This is a genomic window from Providencia sp. PROV114 (assembly GCF_032704305.1).
Taxonomy (GTDB): Bacteria; Pseudomonadota; Gammaproteobacteria; order Enterobacterales; family Enterobacteriaceae; genus Providencia; species Providencia rettgeri.
The window spans coordinates 2148090-2167166 of sequence record NZ_CP120528.1; the positions used below are offsets into that span (position 1 = coordinate 2148090).

Here is a 19077-nt window from a genome sequence, read left to right on the forward strand (position 1 = left end):
AATTTAATTTTTCTAGTCATAAAAAGAAGGCTCAAGTTAAATCTCGAGCCTTCTTTTTTCATTGATAAATTACCAAATACGAATACGTTGCTCTGGTACCAAATATAGTGTGTTATTTTTATCAACACCAAATGTTTGATACCAGTCATCAATATTGCGTACTACGCCATTAGCACGGAATTGGTTAGGGCTATGAGGGTCTGTCATAATCTTATTACGCTCAGATTCTTTATTTGACAGTTCTTGCCAAGTACGAGCCCAAGCAATGAAGAAACGTTGTAACCCAGTTGTTCCGTCAATAATTGGGGGCTCACCATTTGGGTAATTTTCTTTGGCAAATTGTTTATAAGCACTCAAGGCGATATTTAATCCACCGAGATCGCCAATGTTTTCACCTAATGTAAGCTCACCATTCACATTTAAACCATCAACAGCAAATGCGTTATACTGCTCAACAAGCTTGGCTGTTTTCTCTTTAAAGTGAGTTTTGGCACTCTCACTCCACCAGTTACGTAATTGCCCCGTACCATCGTATAAACTGCCTTGGTCATCAAAACCATGGCCCATCTCGTGACCAATTACAGCGCCAATTGCACCATAGTTATAGGCTGGGTCAACATTAGGATCAAAGAAAGGTGCTTGTAAAATTGCCGCTGGGAACACAATTTCGTTTTGAACAGGGTTGAAATAAGCATTGACTGTTTGTGGCGTCATGCCCCATTCCCATTGACGGACAGGTTGGCCAATTTTGCCAATCATATCATCATATGACCAGGCTAAAACTTGTTTATAATTCTCTAATAATGAGTCAGGCTTGAGGTTAATTGTGCTGAAGTCATTCCATTGATCTGGATATCCCACTTTAACAGTGAATTGCTCTAATTTTTTAAGGGCTTCTTGGCGAGTTGGCTCATCCATCCAGTCATTGACTTTTAGGCGTGAATTAAATGTGCCCCTCACATAGCTGACCAAGTCTTTAATTTTTTCTTTAGCTTGCGGGTCGAAGTATTGTTCGACATAAATTTGCCCTAATGGCTCACCTTGGAGCGAATTAACAGTCTGCAATGCACGTTCTTGGCGAGTGCGTTGTTTTTCAATTCCATTGAGTTTTTTCGAATAAAAATCAAACTGGGCATCCGCGATAGTTTGGTTTAAATAACGTGCGTGTTCACTAATATATTGGAAGGTTAGGTAATCTTTTAGTGTCGAAACCGGGGTATCAGCAAAAATTTTTGCGGTTTGTTCCACCGCGCTATCTGTTTCAACGATGATTTTCTCAAGTTGTTTATCTGTTAGTTTACGATTGGTAATAAAACTAGTCCAATCAAAACCTTGAGTATAATTTTTCATTTCAGCTAGAGACATTGCATGGTAATTTTTGATAGTGTCACGGCGTGCTTCTGGGCTCCAATGCACTGTTGCAATTGCTTTTTCCAAATCAAAAATTTTCTGCGCTTTAGGTTGTACATCTTTTTCACCCGCCAGTTCTAGCATGGTAGCGATATAAGCGATATAACTTTTTCGAATATCTTGCATTTGTGGGGTGTCATCGAGGTAATAAGTACGGTTCGGTAGCCCTAAACCGCCTTGACCGATATAAAGCACATAGGTATCAGGTGCTTTGGCATCTAAATCTACCCAATAAGAAATCAGCGATTTATAGTCAGGCTGTGTCATTAGCTGGCTAATATCATGATGATTTTTAGCTTTTGCAATGGCATCTAAATCGGATTTTATTGGGCTAATACCAGCTTGCTCGATAGCCGCTTCATTCAGGTAGCTGAGATATAAATTTCGAATATTTCGTTGGTTATGCGTGAGCTTGTTTTCAGGGATCTGTTGTAATTGATCAATAATCGATTGAATGTGTTTTTCTGTGTTTAAGTATAATTCCACGAAAGAGTTAATACGTGGCATACCGGTGGGGATTTGCGCTTTATTTATCCAATCTTCATTAACATAACGGTAAAAATCATTTCCGGGTTCAATCGTATCAGACAAAACAATTTTTTGTTGTCCATAAGCCACTTCTTTCGCCAAGAGCGCAGGGGCAAAAGAAATCGTCGACATACCAATAATTAAAGCCAAAACATTTAAACGCATGTAACCACCTCTCTTCGTTGAGAATTATGATATCCACTTTAATACGTTAAATTTTACAGTGAGGATCCTGCAAAATTCATTTTACTTATTGAACCACATAATGAAATAAAGTTAATCCGTCTTTGCACTATCTTACGGCCTTTCATCAGTGTAGTGGCATTTAGATGAAATTTTATCATCTTACTGTTTATTCTTCTGTGAATGATGTTATATTGGTTATATCAAATTATTTAATTATAACTTTTAGTTATATTTAATATTCTTTAGCTATAGATGCAAAAGCACATTATTCATGTATGAGGTAGACTGAAATATGAAATTGCAGCAATTACGTTATATTGTTGAAGTGGTTAACCATGACTTGAATGTCTCCTCAACCGCTGAGGGGCTTTTTACGTCACAGCCCGGTATCAGCAAACAAGTGCGGATGCTTGAAGATGAGCTTGGGATCCAAATTTTTGCACGTAGTGGTAAACATTTAACGCATGTCACCCCAGCAGGGGAAGAAGTCGTGCGGATCTCCCGAGAAGTACTATCAAAAATAGAAGCGATCCGTTCGGTTGCTGGGGAGCACACTTATCCCGATCGGGGGAGTTTGAGTATTGCGACGACACATACACAAGCTCGTTATGCTTTACCTCCAACAATCAAAGGCTTTATTGAGCGTTACCCTCATGTTTCATTGCACATGCAGCAAGGGTCTCCAACGCAAATAGCTGAAGAAGTTTGCAAAGGAAATAGCGATTTTGCGATAGCAACAGAAGCACTGCACCTGTATAACGATTTGATTATGTTGCCATGCTACCATTGGAACCGCTGTGTCGTTGTGCAAAAAGACCATCCGCTAGCGACGAAAAAAAATGTCACTATTGAAGATATCGCGGAATATCAAATTGTAACGTATACCCATGGGTTTACTGGACGTTCAGAATTAGATGTGGCATTTCAGAAAATTGGTCTTGAGCCCAAAATTATTTTTACCGCAACGGATGCCGACGTGATCAAAACCTACGTCAGGTTAGGGCTAGGGATCGGTATCATTGCGAGTATGGCAGTTGACCCGGTGAGTGATAGTGATTTAGTTGTAATTGATATGCGTGATAAGTTCAGCTATAGCACAACGAAGATTGGTTTTAAACGCACCAGTTTCTTACGGAGCTATATGTACGATTTTATGTGGCGCTTCGCACCGCATCTAACTCGTGATGTGGTCGATAAAGCGGTTGCTATTCGTAATAATGAAGAGATTGAAGAATTTTTTAAAGATATGAAATTGCCTATCATCTAATTTCTTTATATTTCTGTACTACCCAATAATAACCCTAGTGACTGTATTTCTAGGGTTTTTATTGTCAATACTTTGTTGGTGTACCAAGCTATTTTCTGACTTATTTCCCTTCTTATCTTAAATTTCCTATTATTAATAGAGAAACATTCAATATTTGGCACAAAATCTATAAATCGAATTTCTAGAGCAACTATGATTACAATTGGTTAACAAAAAATAATGGCGGTAAATACACATATTGCCATAGCCATAAAAACCAAGGAGGAGTTATGTCGTTGAGTCTAAAAACAACGAGTGCCTCGACACTCAATGTTGGAAACAAGCAGTATAATTACTTCAGTTTAGCGCTAGCTGAAAAAAAGCTCGGTGATGGGACGAAGTTACCTAAATCATTAAAAGTCTTACTTGAAAACCTATTACGTCATATTGATGGTAACTCAGTTGTTGAACAAGATTTACAAGCCATTATTGACTGGCAAAAAAATGCACATGCAGATAGGGAAATTGCGTATCGTCCCGCGCGTGTGCTTATGCAAGATTTTACCGGAGTTCCTGCTGTTGTTGACCTGGCCGCGATGCGTGAAGCGGTTAAATCATTAGGTGGCAATGTTGATCAAGTGAATCCGTTATCACCCGTAGATTTGGTCATTGACCACTCGGTAATGGTGGATGAGTTTGCCACCCAATCCGCCTTTGGCGATAACGTTGAAATTGAAATGGCGCGTAACCATGAGCGTTATTTATTTCTACGTTGGGGGCAAAAAGCGTTTAATCGTTTTCAAGTGGTACCACCTGGTACAGGTATTTGTCACCAAGTTAATTTAGAATACCTTGGTAAGGCGGTATGGTATGAAGAAATTGACGGTAAATTATATGCTTATCCAGATACTTTAGTGGGCACGGACTCCCATACGACGATGATCAATGGGTTAGGTGTATTAGGTTGGGGTGTCGGTGGTATTGAAGCTGAAGCCGCTATGTTAGGCCAACCTGTCTCGATGCTAATCCCTGACGTTGTTGGTTTTAAATTAACGGGTAAATTATCCGAAGGGATCACAGCAACTGACCTTGTGTTGACAGTGACACAAATGCTACGTCAACATGGTGTCGTGGGTAAGTTTGTTGAATTCTATGGTGACGGCTTGGCCGATTTACCATTAGCAGACCGAGCAACGATTGCGAATATGTCCCCTGAATATGGTGCAACGTGTGGCTTTTTCCCGGTTGATGAAGTAACACTGTCTTATATGCGTTTAACTGGGCGCAGTGATGATGAAATTGCGCTGGTGGAAGCTTATAGTAAAGAGCAGGGTTTATGGCGTTATGCGGGCGATGAACCGATTTTTACCAGTACACTTGAGTTAGACATGTCGACAGTCGAATCCAGTTTAGCCGGGCCTAAACGTCCACAAGACAGAGTCGAACTTAGCCAAGTACCAAAAGCATTTCGTGGCGCAGTCGAATTAGAAGTCAATAAGAAAATCCAATCGAGCTATCCTTCGGTTAAATATCAAAATAAAACCTTTGAATTAACCGATGGCGCGGTCGTTATTGCAGCAATTACGTCTTGTACAAACACGTCGAACCCAAGTGTATTAATGGCGGCGGGGCTATTAGCGAAAAAAGCCGTTGAAAAAGGGTTAGTTCGCCAACCGTGGGTTAAATCATCATTAGCACCGGGTTCTAAAGTGGTTACTGATTATCTTGCCGTTGCAGGTTTAACACCGTATTTAGATAAGCTTGGGTTTAACCTTGTCGGGTATGGATGCACAACCTGTATTGGTAACTCAGGGCCATTACCAGAACCAATAGAAGAAGCGATTAAACAAACGGATCTTACTGTTGGTGCCGTGCTGTCAGGAAATCGTAACTTTGAAGGGCGAATTCACCCACTGGTGAAAACTAACTGGTTAGCCTCTCCGCCGCTTGTTGTTGCCTATGCACTGGCGGGTAATATGAATATCAACTTGAAAACTGACCCTATCGGGGTTGATAAATCGGGTAATGATGTTTATTTGAAAGATATTTGGCCATCAAGTGCTGAAATTGCGCAAGCTGTACAGCAAGTTAAAACAGATATGTTCCGTAAGGAATATAACGCGGTCTTTGAAGGTGATGATGCTTGGAGAGCATTAAAAGTTGAAAGCTCTTCAACTTATCACTGGCAAGCAGACTCGACCTATATCCGCCATCCACCTTTCTTTGAAGGAATGCAATCTCAGCCAGTACCTGTTAAAGATATTCATGGCGCAAATATTTTAGCGATCCTCGGTGACTCGGTCACCACTGACCATATTTCTCCCGCGGGGAATATCAAAAAAGAGAGTCCAGCAGGACGCTATCTGCAAGAACACGGTGTTGCTGTCGCAGATTTCAACTCTTATGGTTCGCGTCGTGGTAACCATGAAGTGATGATGCGCGGTACATTTGCAAATATTCGTATTCGTAATGAAATGGTGCCAGGTGTAGAGGGCGGTTATACCTTACATATACCGACAGGCAAACAAATGGCGATTTATGATGCAGCGATGCTGTATCAACAAGAAAATCGCCCATTGGCTATCATTGCGGGTAAAGAATATGGTTCAGGTTCTAGCCGAGATTGGGCTGCGAAAGGTACAAATTTATTAGGTGTGAGAGTCGTCATTACTGAGTCATATGAGCGTATCCACCGTTCCAATTTGATTGGTATGGGGGTTATACCTTTAGAGTTTAAAGATGGGGTATCCCGTAAGACACTCAATTTAAAAGGTGATGAACGCATTGATGTCACGGGGTTACAGTCAATTACTCCTGGACAAGATATCACAGTGAAAATCACGTATGGCAATGGTGATATAAAGGAAGTTATAACCCGCTGTCGTATTGATACTGCAACGGAGATGGATTATTACCGTCATGGTGGTATTTTACATTATGTTATAAGACAGATGCTGCATTAATCATTCAATTGTGTTACTGAAACGCCTGTAAGATTGTTATCCTACGGGCGTTTTTATTTTTTAATATTTAATCTTATTTATCAATTTTGTTTTTTCTCAATATTTTTGATAGCAATCTACGTTATGGTGTTAAATAGACGGTAGATTAAAGGAGAAAATAGTCGCTACTAGGCTAAATGAAAATAGGGTGAAGTTCGCCATAAATAAGTTTCTTTGTGCAAATTAATTGAATGTAATAGCTTTAGCACGGGTCACCATGTAACTGAGCTTATCGAAAACACTATAAAGGAAATGAGTATGGCAGATATCAATGAAACCGATTTCTATAAAGGGGCATTGTGGGCAGCAGATATCTTATTAACCACATCCCATTTTGATGGTGCGAACGAAGAGGTTCGTGACATTTTGGAGCACATACCTAACTTATATTCTATTGTGATGAGAACACCTGAAACGGAAGTCCATGATTTGCGTTTATATGCAGACAAAGAATTTCCACTCGGCTTAAATGCAGATTACACCACCATTACCATTGCACCATTACAAGACTATTTTGATATTTTGCCTATGCCCGATCAAAACCCTGAGAGTATTACGGTTGAAATTGATTACTGGGGAGTAGTTGCAACAACATCTGCGGGTAAACAAGATTTATTAATTGCCGGTTTAGCAACGCCAGAGCAAGCACAGCATTATGTGCAAACATTAACCCAACAACTTGAATTGCAAAGAGTAAAATAGCCAACTGGCTATAAGTTAGGCGCTTTAAGTACTATTATTCAACAGAAATGACAAAATACCGCGCTACTGTGTTTATGTACAGTAACGCGGTTTTTTTTAACTGAATGAGATTATAACGCGTAGGCTTCGGCTAATTGTAAAGCGAAATAAGTGAAAATAAGATCAGCGCCTGCGCGTTTAATTGACCCTAGTGTTTCAAGAGCCACACGCGTTTCATCAATTGCACCCGCTTGAGCGGCAAATTTAATTTGTGCGTATTCTCCACTGACTTGATAAGCCCCGATGGGTAATTGAGTGTGTTCGCGTAAATCACGAATAATATCCAAATACGCTCCGGCAGGCTTTATCATTAGCGCGTCAGCACCTTCGCGCTCATCAATTAGTGACTCATGGAGCGCTTCGCGGCGGTTCATTGGGTTCATCTGATAGGTTTTTCTATCGCCTTTAAGGCATGAACCTGCTGCATCTCGGAATGGGCCATACAGTGCGGATGCAAATTTTGTGGAGTAAGACATAATTGCAGTATCTGTAAAGCCAGCTTCATCAAGAGCATGACGGATTGCAGCAACCTGGCCATCCATTGCGGCAGAAGGGGCAATGAAATCAGCGCCTGCACGTGCGGCGGCAACCGCTTGTAAACCTAGGTTATGGATAGTTGCATCGTTGTCAACGACATGACCGTGCATAACGCCACAGTGACCATGAGAGGTGTATTCACAGAAACAGGTGTCAGACATCACTATCATTTCAGGAACGGTTTCTTTGCAGATACGTGACATGCGTGCCACTAAACCATTCTCTTGCCATGCATCACTACCATTATCATCAAGATGATGGGAAACCCCAAAGGTCATCACTGATTTTATTCCTGCATTTGCGATACGCTCAATTTCATAGGCAAGGCGTTTCTCAGGAATACGCATAACACCCGGCATGCTATTGATTGGCATATAGTCGTCGAGTTCTTCTTCAACAAAAATTGGCAAGCAAAGGTCATTAACGGAAAGGTGGGTTTCTTGGAATAAAGTGCGGAGTTTTTCGGTCTTACGCAATCTTCTCATGCGTTGAATGGAATGCAGGTTGTTCACAGTATCTCCTGGTAGTATGCGGAATAAACCTCAAGAGCTCAGTTTATTCGTCAGGGTAATCAGATGGCTAACAGTATAAACCTTATAGAAAGAAAGTGAATATAGCAGCGGGTAAATGGCACACTTTGAATGATGATAATCAGAATGAGGAGAAGAAAGGGAAGAGCAGAACACTCTTCCTTTGGTGAGATCACTGATGCTTAAATAGCATGTGTCCCATTTTTTCTGCTTTAACGTCAAGGTAATGTTCGTTACTTGGGTTACGACCGACAATCAGTGGAACACGCTCTACCACGTTAATTCCAGCTTCACGCATGATGTCTATTTTTTTCGGGTTATTTGTCAATAAACGGACTTCATTAATTCCCAATAATTTATACATATCAGAGCATAAGGTAAAATCACGTTCATCGGCTTTGAATCCGAGCTTGATGTTAGCTTCAACCGTATCCAGGCCTTGATCTTGCAATGCATAAGCACGGATTTTATTTAGCAAGCCTATGTTTCGGCCTTCTTGACGATGATAAAGTAATACCCCTCGGCCTTCTTTACTAATCTGAGAGAGCGCGGCTTCTAATTGAAAACCACAATCGCAACGTAGACTAAATAACGCATCTCCTGTTAAACATTCGGAGTGGATACGGCTAAGTACCGGTGTATCTCCTGAGATATCGCCAAAAATTAACGCTACATGATCACGACCGGTTGCGATTTCTTCAAAACCCACCATTAAAAACTCACCGAAAGGTGTTGGGAGTTTTGCTTCGGCAACGCGTTTTAGCTGCATATTTTCTTTCATTAGTTAAAGTAACTCTTGCTTAATTAATAACGTTTATCGATATAAAGTAGCTTAACTATAATACATCGACGCTATATGACGTTTAGCATATAGAGGTTGGTATTCTTTGCACACGACCAACGCTGTATTACTATAACAGAGTTAATAATAGGTGAATGGAATATTTGTATATTTAATAGAACTTTATTTGGAATACATTGAATGAAAAAAACGGTTTTGGTTGTTTGTGCTTTTGCATTGTTATTAATCATGCCTCCCATGGTGATGATAGTTACAGGGTGGCATTGGTCACCAGAAACCCAGTTTAACTCAATGAAATGGCTTCTTTGGCTGACAGACACTGCGGGAGCGCCTTATAGTATTTTAACGTCTTTTTTATTTCTTGGAGTCGTTATATTCGTTTTCCGTTCAGAAAAGAAACAGCGACTGAAAATTTTGCTTGTTCTGGTCAGTGCGGTATTACTGCAACAAGGTTTGAAGAGCGCATTAAAAAGCACATTTAAAGAACCGCGTCCTTATGTGGAATGGTTGGCAACTCAATATCAAATTCCTTCATCAGAGTTTTATGAGTTAAAACGTAGTGAACGAGCGAAATTAATTAAAAATACGGTTAAACAAGATGAAAATATAGCTAAGTGGCAGCGTAAACATTGGCAAGCAGAAACGGGGTATTCTTTTCCTTCGGGTCATATGTTATTTGCAGCAGGCTGGGCATTGTTTTTAATTGTGCTTTTTTGGCAACAGCGTTTATATGCTTTATCGATAGGGCTTGCTATTTGGGCAGAGGGTATTGCGTTTAGTCGGATGTTGTTGGGAATGCATTGGCCTATAGATATAATAACTTCAGTGATCATCAGTGCTTGTTTTACCATATTTGGTTATTATATTTTACGGGCATGGGGACTATTTAGTAAAGCCGATTAATCTTTCATCAAGTTGGCCATTATTAGGGGAGATCTAACTTAAATATCTCATTGTATAAAATAAATTGCTTTGTCTGAATGCGCTGGAAATGCTACCTTAACAGGTAGATATTATTGGATGAATAGAACTGATAACGGGAATAAATGTGAAATATTTTCTGATTTTATTACTAGCGGTCGCTTTTTTTATTGTTTCGATTACGCTAGGTTCAAGCAATGATCAGGTTATTACATTTAACTACCTGATTGCAAAAGGGGATTTTTCATTATCGACCCTTCTTGCATCACTTTTTGGTGTCGGTTTTGTGCTAGGTTGGCTAGTCTGTGCCGTGTTTTATTTACGAGTCATCGTTAGCCTGAAAAACGCACGTCGTAAAATTCGACGTTTAGAATCACAATTAGGTGCTGGAGAAAGTAATATTTCCGACTCAACCTCATTAGTGACGACTCAGAACAAGGAATAATCCTGTATGTTCGAGTTGCTGTTTCTGCTGCTACCGGTTGCTGCTGCTTACGGTTGGTACATGGGGCGCAGAAGTGCTCAACAAGATAAGCAACAACATGCGAATCGCTTGTCACGTGATTATGTTACAGGCGTTAACTTCCTATTATCTAATCAACAAGACAAAGCTGTCGATTTATTCCTCGATATGCTGAAAAATGAAGACAGTTCCGCTTTTGAGGCTCATCTCACGCTGGGAAATTTATTCCGTTCTCGTGGTGAAGTTGAACGTGCCATTCGTATTCACCAGTCGCTGGTAGAAAGCGCCGCTTTGTCATTTGAACAACGCTTATTAGCAACCCAACAGCTTGGCCGAGATTACATGGCTGCAGGGGTTTATGACCGTGCAGAAAATATGTTTCAGCAATTGACAGACGAAGTCGATTTCAAACAAAGTGCCTTACAATCCCTCTTAAATATTTATCAGCTTACCAGTGACTGGACAAAAGCCATTGAAATAGCAGGAAAACTGGTTAAATTAGGGCACCCCGAGTTACGTGAGCAAATTGCGCATTTTTATTGTGAATTAGCGACCCAACAACTCGCTAGCGATGATCTTGAAGATGCACTGACATTGTTAAATAAGGCAGAGCAAGCCGATAACCACTGCGCTCGAGTTTCGATTATGAAAGGTCGGTTGTTTATCGAGCAAGGTAATTACGACAAAGCGGTTCATGTCTTAAAACAAGTCTATGAACAAGATAGAGAACTCGTTGCTGAAACATTACCTTTACTGTTTGATTGCTACCAACATACTGGCCAAGCAGATGAGTGGGAAGATTACCTTCGTCAGTGTGTTGCAGGTAATTCAGGGGCTATCGCAGAACTTTACTTAGCCGATATTATTGTTGAAAAACAAAATCATGAAGCGGCTGCGAATTACATTAACGACCAAATTCAACGCCATCCTACCATGCGTTTATTCTATCGTTTAATGGATTACCATCTTGAAGAAGCTGAAGATGGAAGGGCAAAAGAAAGTTTGATTTTGCTGCGTAAAATGGTAGGGGAACAAATTCGTACAAAACCCGATTATCGCTGCCATAAATGCGGGTTTACATCGCGTGCATTATATTGGCATTGTCCATCTTGTCGTTCTTGGGACACAATTAAACCTATTCGCGGGCTAGATGGTCAGTGACAGCGTCACTTTTTAAATAATAACGACTCTTTAAAGGCTAAGAAATGATTTCCTCAACTGAGAACCACACACATTCACCAATTATTGTGGCACTTGATTATGAAGATGCTAATGAAGCTTTGGCTTTTGTGGATCGTATTGACCCACGTGATTGTCGCTTAAAAGTTGGCAAAGAAATGTTTACTTTTAATGGTCCTCAATTTGTTAAGTCACTCCATGAACGTGGTTTTGATATTTTCTTAGATTTGAAATTTCATGATATTCCAAATACTGTTGCTCGTGCGGTTGCGGCTGCAGCTGAAATGGGGGTATGGATGGTTAATGTCCATGCTGGTGGTGGGGCTCGTATGATGGAAGCGGCGCGCCAATCTCTTGAGCCTTATGGTAAAGAAGCGCCATTACTTACTGCAGTAACAGTATTAACGAGTATGGATGAATCTGACCTCTCAGGTGTTGGAATTAACGTTTCACCGGCAGTTCATGCAGAGCGTTTGGCCTTATTAACGAAGCAATGTGGGTTGGACGGTGTTGTTTGCTCTGCACATGAAGCTCAACGTTTAAAACAGTTATGTGGTGCTGATTTCAAATTAGTTACCCCAGGTATTCGCCCTACAGGTAGTGATGTCGGGGACCAACGTCGCATTATGACACCACAAGATGCAGTGAAAGCAGGTGTCGATTATATGGTGATTGGGCGTCCGATTACACGTAGTGAAAACCCAACAGTCACATTACAACAAATCAATCAATCTATTGAAGGTTTGCTATGAGTGATACAAATAGTCGTCTTGTTTACAGCACTGAGACAGGACGTATTGCTGACGAAAAACCCAAAGTTGAAAGGCCTAAAGGCGATGGTATTGTGCGAATTCGCCGTGAGACATCAGGACGCAAAGGGAAAGGGGTTTGTGTTGTTACAGGTCTTGACCTTGAAGATAGCGAATTAGCAAAACTAGCGGCTGACCTTAAAAAGAAATGTGGCTGTGGCGGGGCTGTCAAAGACGGTAACGTTGAAATTCAAGGCGACAAACGTGATGTTATCAAACAGTACCTTGAGGCGAAAGGTTTTCAAGTCAAGTTAGCTGGTGGCTGATTGACTCGACAATTTTGCTGTTTTTCATGAGTGGCGACCTAGAGAGCCACTCATTTTATAATGAAGAAGTGGTTAAATTGCTGCTAACTCGGCAAATAAAGCAGGATTACGCTTAATGGCGATGAGTATTTTAGCCGCTAGCCCTGTTGGGTTACGTCGTTTAAGCTCCCAACTTTTAATGGTGTCGATACTCGTCCCTAGCGCATGGGCTAATTCGCTTTGTGAAACATTAAGTTGTTCTCGAATTGCTTTGACGTCAGTAATTTCGTAACGAGTGACATTAGCAGCTTTTTGGTGACCGTGTTTAATGTCAACAGCTTCTTCTAAAGAGGCTTTTAATTCGTTGAATATACTCATTTTATACCTCATTTTTTAGTAATTTCGTTAGTTTCTTTAATTCTGCTTTTTCTAAGTCATTTAGCGTATCTTTGACATTCTTTGGGTAAGCCATTATAAAATAAATGATTTCTGCTGTAGCTAGGAAATAAATAACCCGTACACTTGCACTTTTTCCTTTATTACCTGTTGCCATCCTAATTTTGCGAAGACCACCTGTTCCTTGGATAATATCGCCTTTATCTGGCCATGCGATAAGTTCATTTTGTAGTGTCCTAAGTTCTTCTTGTGTTGCTATCGATTGGATTTGTTTAGTAAAAAAGCTCGTTTCAATAAATTCAATTGCGTGACTCACAGGGTTCCCTCCCTTTGCATTAATTGTAAGTGTACTTTGTACACTTTTTTCCGTCAATAGTTTAATAGATTATCGGATATGAAAAATAAAATAGCGTTCATGATGAACGCTATTGTAGATTAAGGAGAGAAAATAAAGGATGTAATGAGATTTATTTACCGACTTGGTGACCGATAATTCCACCAATTGCAGCACCGCCAACGGTTCCTACGGAGCTTCCGCCTGTCAGTACGGCACCACCAACAGCACCTACACCAGCACCAATCGCTGTGTTTTTATCGCGTTTAGACATATTTGAACAGGCACTGACACTGATAGCGACTGTGGCTATCACCATGAATGATAAAATACGTTTGCTTACTGTGTTCATTTTAGTGATCCTTAGTACAGATTTAACAGTTAACAAAATATCATGATAGGTTATTATACGAATAAGAATAATCAGGAAAAGATCTGGAAAAGTGCTCGCTGTTTAACGTTTAATGCGAATATGATGTTAAAAAACAATTTATAGAAAAATAAAAGACCATAGATATCAAACTATGGTCTTTTAAGAATAGCAGAAAAGTTGTTATTCGGCTGGTCTAGCAACGATATTACGTGTTTCCATACGAACTTCATTAATGGTGACATTAATAATATCGTTAAGTTGGTAAGCTATTTCACCTTTAACAAGCACATTGCCTGTTTCTTGGCTACATTGAATCTCATCACGAACGCTATGAATAAAGGGGGCAGGGACAAATGCAACGGCACCATTGTCGACTAAGCGAACTCGCACTCCACCACGGGTAATATCGATAATTTCAGCTGGGAATTTAGTATCTGTACCCTCAAAAGGCTTTAAGTAACGCGAATAGAGCCAGTCACCAACATCACGTTCAGCCATACGATTTGCACGACGACGTTCAGCTAATTTGATTGATAATTCTTCGGAGGGTTTATCCGTAGAAGGTTTACCGGCAATAATAGACTTTATTAAACGATGATTGACGATATCGGTATACTTACGAATTGGTGAAGTCCAAGTCGCATAAGCATCAAACCCTAAACCAAAATGTGGACCGGGCTCAGCTTTGACTTCCGCAAAAGTTTGGTAACGACGAATTCGGCTATCAAGGAATTGAGTCGGCTGTGCATCTAATTGACGGCGTAGTTGACGGAAACCTTCTAGTGATAACAACGATTCAGCCGTTGTTTCAATACCGTTATCTTTTAGTGTTTGCACGACTTGGTCAATTTGCAGAGGTTCAAACCCCATATGCACATTAAACACCCCAAACCCTAATTTTTCTTTTAGTACTGCAGCAGCGCAGAGGTTAGACGCGATCATAGCTTCTTCAACAATGCGATTAGAGCTACGGCGACGTTCAGTCACGATGTCAACCACATTGCCTTTATCATCTAATACAAAGCGGTAATCGGGGCGGTCTTTGAAGACGAGGGCATTATTTTCACGCCATTGTAAACGTCTATCTGACATTTCTTTAAGGAGTAAAATTTGCTGTTTATCGGTATCATTTGCTGGCTGCCAACTGCCTGTATTTTCAAGCCAATCAGAGACTTCGTCATAAACTAATTTAGATTTCGATTCAACCCAAGCACTGAAAAACTCAATGTGATCGTCAATGCATCCATCTTCTTTAATTAGCGCAATACAGACTAAAGTAGGGCGGCGTTCATTTGGGCGTAAAGAGCATAGGTCGTCAGATAATCTGCGCGGTAACATTGGAATATTGAAACCAGGCAAATAGTTGGTATAGCCGCGGGCTAATGCCAGTTTATCTAGTTCGCTGCCTTCTGGTATATAACTTGTCGGGTCAGCGATAGCGATATACAGCTTTAAATCGCCATTATCGGTTCTTTCAACATAGAGCGCGTCATCAATGTCTTCAGTGCTAGCATTGTCTATCGTCGTAAAATGCAAGTGAGTTAAATCAACACGTTCAATTCCTTGATCATCACGTTCACTATCAACCATTTTAGGTTCATCACGGTCTAATTGGTGACGGCGTAACGTTACCCACCAAGGGGCAAAATGGTCATCACCATCGGTGATAAATTCAGTTATTTCAGCGTAGAAAGTTTTATCACCCTTTAATGGGTGGCGACGCATTTGTGCAACAACCCAATCATCTTGTTTGAATTCGTGATTGATGCCATTAACAGGACGGCAAGAAATCATATCTTTCAGTAATGGGTGATCGGGAATGACAAATAAGCGGTTATCATTGTCTTTTTTTTGTATTTTCCCAACAAACCTATCTAAAAAAGGTTCTACCAGCTCTTCTGGTTCTGCAAATTCGCGGTCTTTATCTGTACGAACTGCAGCAATAACGCGATCGCCATGCATGACTTTTTTCATTTGAGGCGGCGGAATGAAATAACTTTTTTGGCCATCAACTTCGAGAAAGCCAAAGCCTTTTTCTGTGCTTTTTACCAGCCCTTCAACGCGTGGAGTCTGGGCATGTAGTTTTTGTTTAAGTTGTGCGAGCAGTGGGTTGTCTTGGAACATACTTACCGTTTTATTGATATTGGGTTTGGCTCTATTGTTACGTAAGACAAAGTCTTAGAGCAAGGAAAAAATGCGTTACTGACTAGATTCATCATTAAAAATACCGTTTATTGGTAATGTATAAAAATAGCATTTTGACTAATCTTCTGGGTATATTTTTTCTTTAAATTCACATAAATCTTCAATAATACATGAGCCACAGCGGGGTTTGCGGGCAATACAAGTATAACGTCCATGCAAAATAAACCAATGGTGGCAATCTACTTTAAACTCTGCGGGTACAACTTTAAGGAGTTTTTCTTCCACTTCAACAACATTCTTACCCGGAGCAAAGTTAGTACGATTGCAGACACGAAAAATATGTGTGTCAACAGCGATAGTCGGCCAGCCAAATGCGGTATTAAGAACCACATTTGCAGTTTTACGGCCAACACCCGGTAAGGCTTCCAAAGCCTCTCGGTTTTCAGGAACCTGACTGTTGTGTTTTTCGATTAAAATTTGACAGGTTTTATAGACACTTTCAGCTTTAGTATTAAATAAGCCAATGGTTTTAATGTATTCTTTTATCCCATCCACACCTAGCGCCATAATAGTTTCAGGTGTATTAGCAACAGGGTATAGCTTCGCTGTCGCTTTATTAACACTCACATCAGTCGCTTGAGCTGACAATAAAACGGCGATTAATAGCTCAAAAGGAGAATTAAATTCTAGCTCCGTTGTCGGGTGTGGGTTGTTATCCCGTAGACGAGTTAGAATTTCAATGCGTTTTGATTTATTCATTGCTCACAAAATATCGTTGTTAAGAAATATGGCTACCGCAACCTTGCTGTTTTTCATATTCACGCTCGGGTTGAATACTGGATTGTCGTGCGGCTCTTTTTTTCATTTTTTCATCAATTAAGTACTTCGCTGCTAATAGTAACGCTAGCCCAATGAAGGCACCAGGCGGTAGCATAGCGAGTAAAAATGGAGAATCAAGATGTAATACTTCAATACGAAGGGAGGTGGCCCAAGAACCAAGTAACAAGTCAGCACCATCAAACAAGGTACCATTCCCTAAAATTTCACGAATTGACCCTAGAACAAGCAAGGTCGCCGTTGCGCCTAAGCCCATGGCAAACCCATCTAGAGCAGATAACCCAACAGGATTACGAGATGCATAGGCTTCTGCTCGCCCAATAACAATACAGTTGGTGACGATTAACGGAATAAAGATCCCGAGAGATTCATATAAACCAAAAGCATATGCGTTGATTAGCATTTGTACGGCACTAACAACAGAGGCAATAATCATCACGTAGATAGGGATGCGAATTTCTGATGGTACCCAACGACGTAAAGCAGAAACTGCAACATTAGTACAAACTAAGACTAATGTTGTCGCTAAGCCTAGCCCTAATGCGTTTGTTGCTGTTGATGAAACAGCAAGAAGCGGACAAAGTCCTAATAGTTGAACCAATGCAGAGTTGTTTTTCCACAAACCTTGCATTAATAAGTCTTTAGATGTATCGCTCATTATTCGTCCCCACAGCGTGGATAATTCGATAATTGTTGTGGAATTTGTTGCATAAATACAGCAGTACGTTTAGTCGCATTGACGACTGCTCTGGGCGTAATTGTTGCTCCAGTAAACTGATCAAATTCACCACCGTCTTTTTTAACCGCCCATTTAGGGTCATTGTCAGAGGCTATTTTCTTACCGCTAAAATAAGTAATCCAATCAGATATTCGTGTCTCAATCTTGTCACCAAGCCCAGGTGTTTCATGATGTTCTGTTACACGAGTTCCCAATACTGTGCCGTTAAAATCGGTTCCAACTAATAAATGTATCGCGCCAGAGTAGCCGTCTAATGCCGTTGTTTCTAATGCCGCAGCAACGGGTTCGCCATTTTTACGGGCTAGATACAAACGCCTAGGTTGTTTGTTACCAAGTATGGCCTCATTAGTGACTAAATAACACTCTTTTGCGAGGTCATTGTCATATAAATCACTTGGTATAACTTGGTCGAGTAATTTTTTCTGAACAATAGCGGCTTGTTCAGCAATAGTCTCTTTAGTTAACGTGTACACTGCAGCACTAAGCGCGGTCGTGCCTGCCGCAAAGATTGCTAACGTTACACCATGGCGTTTCATCGTGTTTAACATACGGTTATCCTTACTTATGCCCATGGCCGTACGCACGAGGTTGCGTATAGTAATCAATTAATGGAACGGTAATATTGGCGAGTAACACGGCAAATGCGACAGCGTCAGGGTAACCACCGTAAACACGGATCACCCAAACAAGGAAACCAATGATCACACCAAAAATAATTCGTCCCTTAGGTGTTGTCGATGCGGTAACAGGGTCAGTGGCAATAAAAAATGCCCCTAGCATAGTGGCGCCAGACAATAGATGAACCCATGGTGATGCATGCTGGCTATCATCAATTAAGTGGCTAACAATAGCTAAGATTGCCAACGTACCTAAGAACGACACTGGGATATGCCAGCTAATAATACGGCGCTGTAATAAGAACAAACCGCCAACTAAATAGCCAATATTTACCCATTGCCAACCAATACCGGCTAAGGAACCTTGCAAAATAGGTTGTTGTAATACTTCAGAAATAGAATGAGTCAGTAGGCCCGTTTTAAAGCTATCAAGCGGGGTTGCTTGGCTCATACCATCAATTCCCGTTCGTAGCTGCTCGAGAGTAATACCTGTTGGTGTATGGCCACTGAGAATAATTGATAGGCTATCAAGGGCTGAAACCGACATATTCTGTAATTCATGCGGGGGTAGCCAGTTTGTCATATGAACAGGGAATGATATCAATAAAACAACATAACCCACCATCGCGGGGTTAAAAGGGTTTTGTCCCAATCCACCATAACATTGTTTAGCAATCGTAATAGCAAAAAATGTCCCTAATACGATTAACCACCAAGGTGAGAGCGGTGGTAGGCTGATGGCTAATAATAAAGCAGTTACAATGGCTGAATTATCTTTTAGTACAGGAACTACAGGTTGTTTGCGTAAACGAATAGAAACCGCTTCTGTGATAACGGCTGTTAGCATCGCTAAAATAATTTGATATAAGGTGCCAACGCCAAAAAAATAAACTTGAGCCGCAATACCGGGTATTGCAGCTAAAAGTACCCAAAGCATGACTAAGCTGGTGCTTTGTTTATTATGAGTAAATGGCGCGCTAGCAATTTTTAAACGGCGATTTTTCGCATCAATTGGCCTAAATTTCATCTCGTTATCA

The 19077-nt window shown here is 40.6% G+C and carries 19 protein-coding genes; 8 read left to right on the forward strand and 11 right to left on the reverse strand.

Annotated elements, in window-relative coordinates:
* Positions 1–69: 69 nt before the first annotated feature.
* Positions 70–2103, reverse strand: a complete 2034-nt coding sequence (locus P3L37_RS09450) for a M13 family metallopeptidase (RefSeq protein WP_109912271.1) — start codon at positions 2101–2103, stop codon at positions 70–72.
* A 313-nt stretch (positions 2104–2416) separates the two neighbouring features.
* Between P3L37_RS09450 and cysB the strand changes: the two genes are divergently transcribed.
* The 3 genes from cysB (at position 2417) to P3L37_RS09465 (ending at position 7074) form a co-directional block, all read left to right on the forward strand.
* A complete protein-coding gene (gene cysB, locus P3L37_RS09455; protein WP_004911040.1) occupies positions 2417–3391 on the forward strand; it encodes an HTH-type transcriptional regulator CysB in 975 nt (324 codons plus the stop codon).
* Between the two features lie 269 nt (positions 3392–3660).
* Positions 3661–6333 (forward strand): aconitate hydratase AcnA, encoded by a 2673-nt coding sequence (gene acnA, locus P3L37_RS09460; RefSeq protein ID WP_196719489.1) that lies wholly within the window; start codon positions 3661–3663, stop codon positions 6331–6333.
* 297 nt (positions 6334–6630) lie between these two features.
* Positions 6631–7074 (forward strand): hypothetical protein, encoded by a 444-nt coding sequence (locus tag P3L37_RS09465; protein WP_109912269.1) that lies wholly within the window; start codon positions 6631–6633, stop codon positions 7072–7074.
* Between the two features lie 110 nt (positions 7075–7184).
* On the opposite strand, the gene hemB is transcribed toward P3L37_RS09465, so the two are convergent.
* Both hemB and ribA read right to left on the reverse strand, forming a co-directional pair.
* Complete coding sequence (gene hemB, locus P3L37_RS09470) at positions 7185–8162, reverse strand: porphobilinogen synthase (RefSeq protein WP_238562745.1); 978 nt, start codon at positions 8160–8162, stop codon at positions 7185–7187.
* 190 nt (positions 8163–8352) lie between these two features.
* Entirely contained in the window at positions 8353–8949 is a 597-nt protein-coding gene (ribA, locus tag P3L37_RS09475; protein WP_004911029.1) for a GTP cyclohydrolase II, read from the reverse strand.
* Between the two features lie 213 nt (positions 8950–9162).
* Here ribA and P3L37_RS09480 point away from each other — a divergent pair, with 213 nt between their 5' ends.
* From P3L37_RS09480 to yciH, 5 genes are all read left to right on the forward strand, one after another.
* Positions 9163–9885: a phosphatase PAP2 family protein gene (locus tag P3L37_RS09480; protein ID WP_109912267.1), complete on the forward strand. Its 723-nt coding sequence runs from the start codon at positions 9163–9165 to the stop codon at positions 9883–9885.
* A 145-nt stretch (positions 9886–10030) separates the two neighbouring features.
* A complete protein-coding gene (locus tag P3L37_RS09485; RefSeq protein WP_004911022.1) occupies positions 10031–10348 on the forward strand; it encodes a LapA family protein in 318 nt (105 codons plus the stop codon).
* A gap of 6 nt (positions 10349–10354) precedes the next feature.
* Positions 10355–11527: a lipopolysaccharide assembly protein LapB gene (gene lapB, locus P3L37_RS09490; RefSeq protein WP_109912266.1), complete on the forward strand. Its 1173-nt coding sequence runs from the start codon at positions 10355–10357 to the stop codon at positions 11525–11527.
* Positions 11528–11571: 44 nt separating this feature from the next.
* Positions 11572–12297 (forward strand): orotidine-5'-phosphate decarboxylase, encoded by a 726-nt coding sequence (pyrF, locus tag P3L37_RS09495; protein WP_109912265.1) that lies wholly within the window; start codon positions 11572–11574, stop codon positions 12295–12297.
* Positions 12294–12620 carry a stress response translation initiation inhibitor YciH gene (gene yciH, locus P3L37_RS09500; RefSeq protein WP_109912264.1) on the forward strand — a complete coding sequence of 109 codons (327 nt, stop codon included), beginning with the start codon at positions 12294–12296 and terminating at the stop codon, positions 12618–12620. The genes pyrF and yciH overlap by 4 nt, the downstream gene beginning before the upstream one ends.
* A 72-nt stretch (positions 12621–12692) precedes the next feature.
* Here yciH and nadS read toward each other — a convergent pair whose 3' ends face one another.
* The 8 genes from nadS to rsxD all read right to left on the reverse strand — a co-directional run bounded on the left by nadS (position 12693) and on the right by rsxD (position 19067).
* A complete protein-coding gene (gene nadS, locus P3L37_RS09505) occupies positions 12693–12977 on the reverse strand; it encodes a NadS family protein (RefSeq protein WP_004911011.1) in 285 nt (94 codons plus the stop codon).
* A gap of 1 nt (position 12978) precedes the next feature.
* Complete coding sequence (locus tag P3L37_RS09510) at positions 12979–13311, reverse strand: type II toxin-antitoxin system RelE/ParE family toxin (RefSeq protein ID WP_109912263.1); 333 nt, start codon at positions 13309–13311, stop codon at positions 12979–12981.
* A 151-nt stretch (positions 13312–13462) separates the two neighbouring features.
* Entirely contained in the window at positions 13463–13681 is a 219-nt protein-coding gene (gene osmB, locus P3L37_RS09515) for an osmotically-inducible lipoprotein OsmB (RefSeq protein WP_004911006.1), read from the reverse strand.
* A 201-nt stretch (positions 13682–13882) separates the two neighbouring features.
* Positions 13883–15826: an exoribonuclease II gene (locus tag P3L37_RS09520; RefSeq protein ID WP_109912262.1), complete on the reverse strand. Its 1944-nt coding sequence runs from the start codon at positions 15824–15826 to the stop codon at positions 13883–13885.
* Positions 15827–15964: 138 nt separating this feature from the next.
* Positions 15965–16606: an endonuclease III gene (gene nth, locus P3L37_RS09525; RefSeq protein WP_102138606.1), complete on the reverse strand. Its 642-nt coding sequence runs from the start codon at positions 16604–16606 to the stop codon at positions 15965–15967.
* A gap of 19 nt (positions 16607–16625) precedes the next feature.
* Positions 16626–17342 carry an electron transport complex subunit E gene (locus P3L37_RS09530; RefSeq protein ID WP_004910994.1) on the reverse strand — a complete coding sequence of 239 codons (717 nt, stop codon included), beginning with the start codon at positions 17340–17342 and terminating at the stop codon, positions 16626–16628.
* Positions 17342–17971 carry an electron transport complex subunit RsxG gene (gene rsxG, locus P3L37_RS09535; protein ID WP_109912261.1) on the reverse strand — a complete coding sequence of 210 codons (630 nt, stop codon included), beginning with the start codon at positions 17969–17971 and terminating at the stop codon, positions 17342–17344. The genes P3L37_RS09530 and rsxG overlap by 1 nt, the downstream gene beginning before the upstream one ends.
* 10 nt (positions 17972–17981) lie before the next feature.
* The gene (gene rsxD / locus P3L37_RS09540) at positions 17982–19067 is read right to left on the reverse strand and encodes an electron transport complex subunit RsxD (protein WP_004910990.1); all 1086 of its coding nucleotides are present in this window, start codon (positions 19065–19067) and stop codon (positions 17982–17984) included.
* Positions 19068–19077 lie beyond the last annotated feature (10 nt).

Bases quoted from the DNA above. Each gene is read 5' to 3' on its own strand.
- P3L37_RS09450 (WP_109912271.1), bottom strand. From the start codon at position 2,103: ATGCGTTTAAATGTTTTGGCTTTAATTATTGGTATGTCGACGATTTCT.
- cysB (WP_004911040.1), top strand. From the start codon at position 2,417: ATGAAATTGCAGCAATTACGTTATATTGTTGAAGTGGTTAACCATGAC.
- acnA (WP_196719489.1), top strand. From the start codon at position 3,661: ATGTCGTTGAGTCTAAAAACAACGAGTGCCTCGACACTCAATGTTGGA.
- P3L37_RS09465 (WP_109912269.1), top strand. From the start codon at position 6,631: ATGGCAGATATCAATGAAACCGATTTCTATAAAGGGGCATTGTGGGCA.
- ribA (WP_004911029.1), bottom strand. From the start codon at position 8,949: ATGCAGCTAAAACGCGTTGCCGAAGCAAAACTCCCAACACCTTTCGGT.
- P3L37_RS09480 (WP_109912267.1), top strand. From the start codon at position 9,163: ATGAAAAAAACGGTTTTGGTTGTTTGTGCTTTTGCATTGTTATTAATC.
- lapB (WP_109912266.1), top strand. From the start codon at position 10,355: ATGTTCGAGTTGCTGTTTCTGCTGCTACCGGTTGCTGCTGCTTACGGT.
- pyrF (WP_109912265.1), top strand. From the start codon at position 11,572: ATGATTTCCTCAACTGAGAACCACACACATTCACCAATTATTGTGGCA.
- yciH (WP_109912264.1), top strand. From the start codon at position 12,294: ATGAGTGATACAAATAGTCGTCTTGTTTACAGCACTGAGACAGGACGT.
- nadS (WP_004911011.1), bottom strand. From the start codon at position 12,977: ATGAGTATATTCAACGAATTAAAAGCCTCTTTAGAAGAAGCTGTTGAC.
- osmB (WP_004911006.1), bottom strand. From the start codon at position 13,681: ATGAACACAGTAAGCAAACGTATTTTATCATTCATGGTGATAGCCACA.
- P3L37_RS09520 (WP_109912262.1), bottom strand. From the start codon at position 15,826: ATGTTCCAAGACAACCCACTGCTCGCACAACTTAAACAAAAACTACAT.
- nth (WP_102138606.1), bottom strand. From the start codon at position 16,606: ATGAATAAATCAAAACGCATTGAAATTCTAACTCGTCTACGGGATAAC.
- P3L37_RS09530 (WP_004910994.1), bottom strand. From the start codon at position 17,342: ATGAGCGATACATCTAAAGACTTATTAATGCAAGGTTTGTGGAAAAAC.
- rsxG (WP_109912261.1), bottom strand. From the start codon at position 17,971: ATGTTAAACACGATGAAACGCCATGGTGTAACGTTAGCAATCTTTGCG.
- rsxD (WP_004910990.1), bottom strand. From the start codon at position 19,067: ATGAAATTTAGGCCAATTGATGCGAAAAATCGCCGTTTAAAAATTGCT.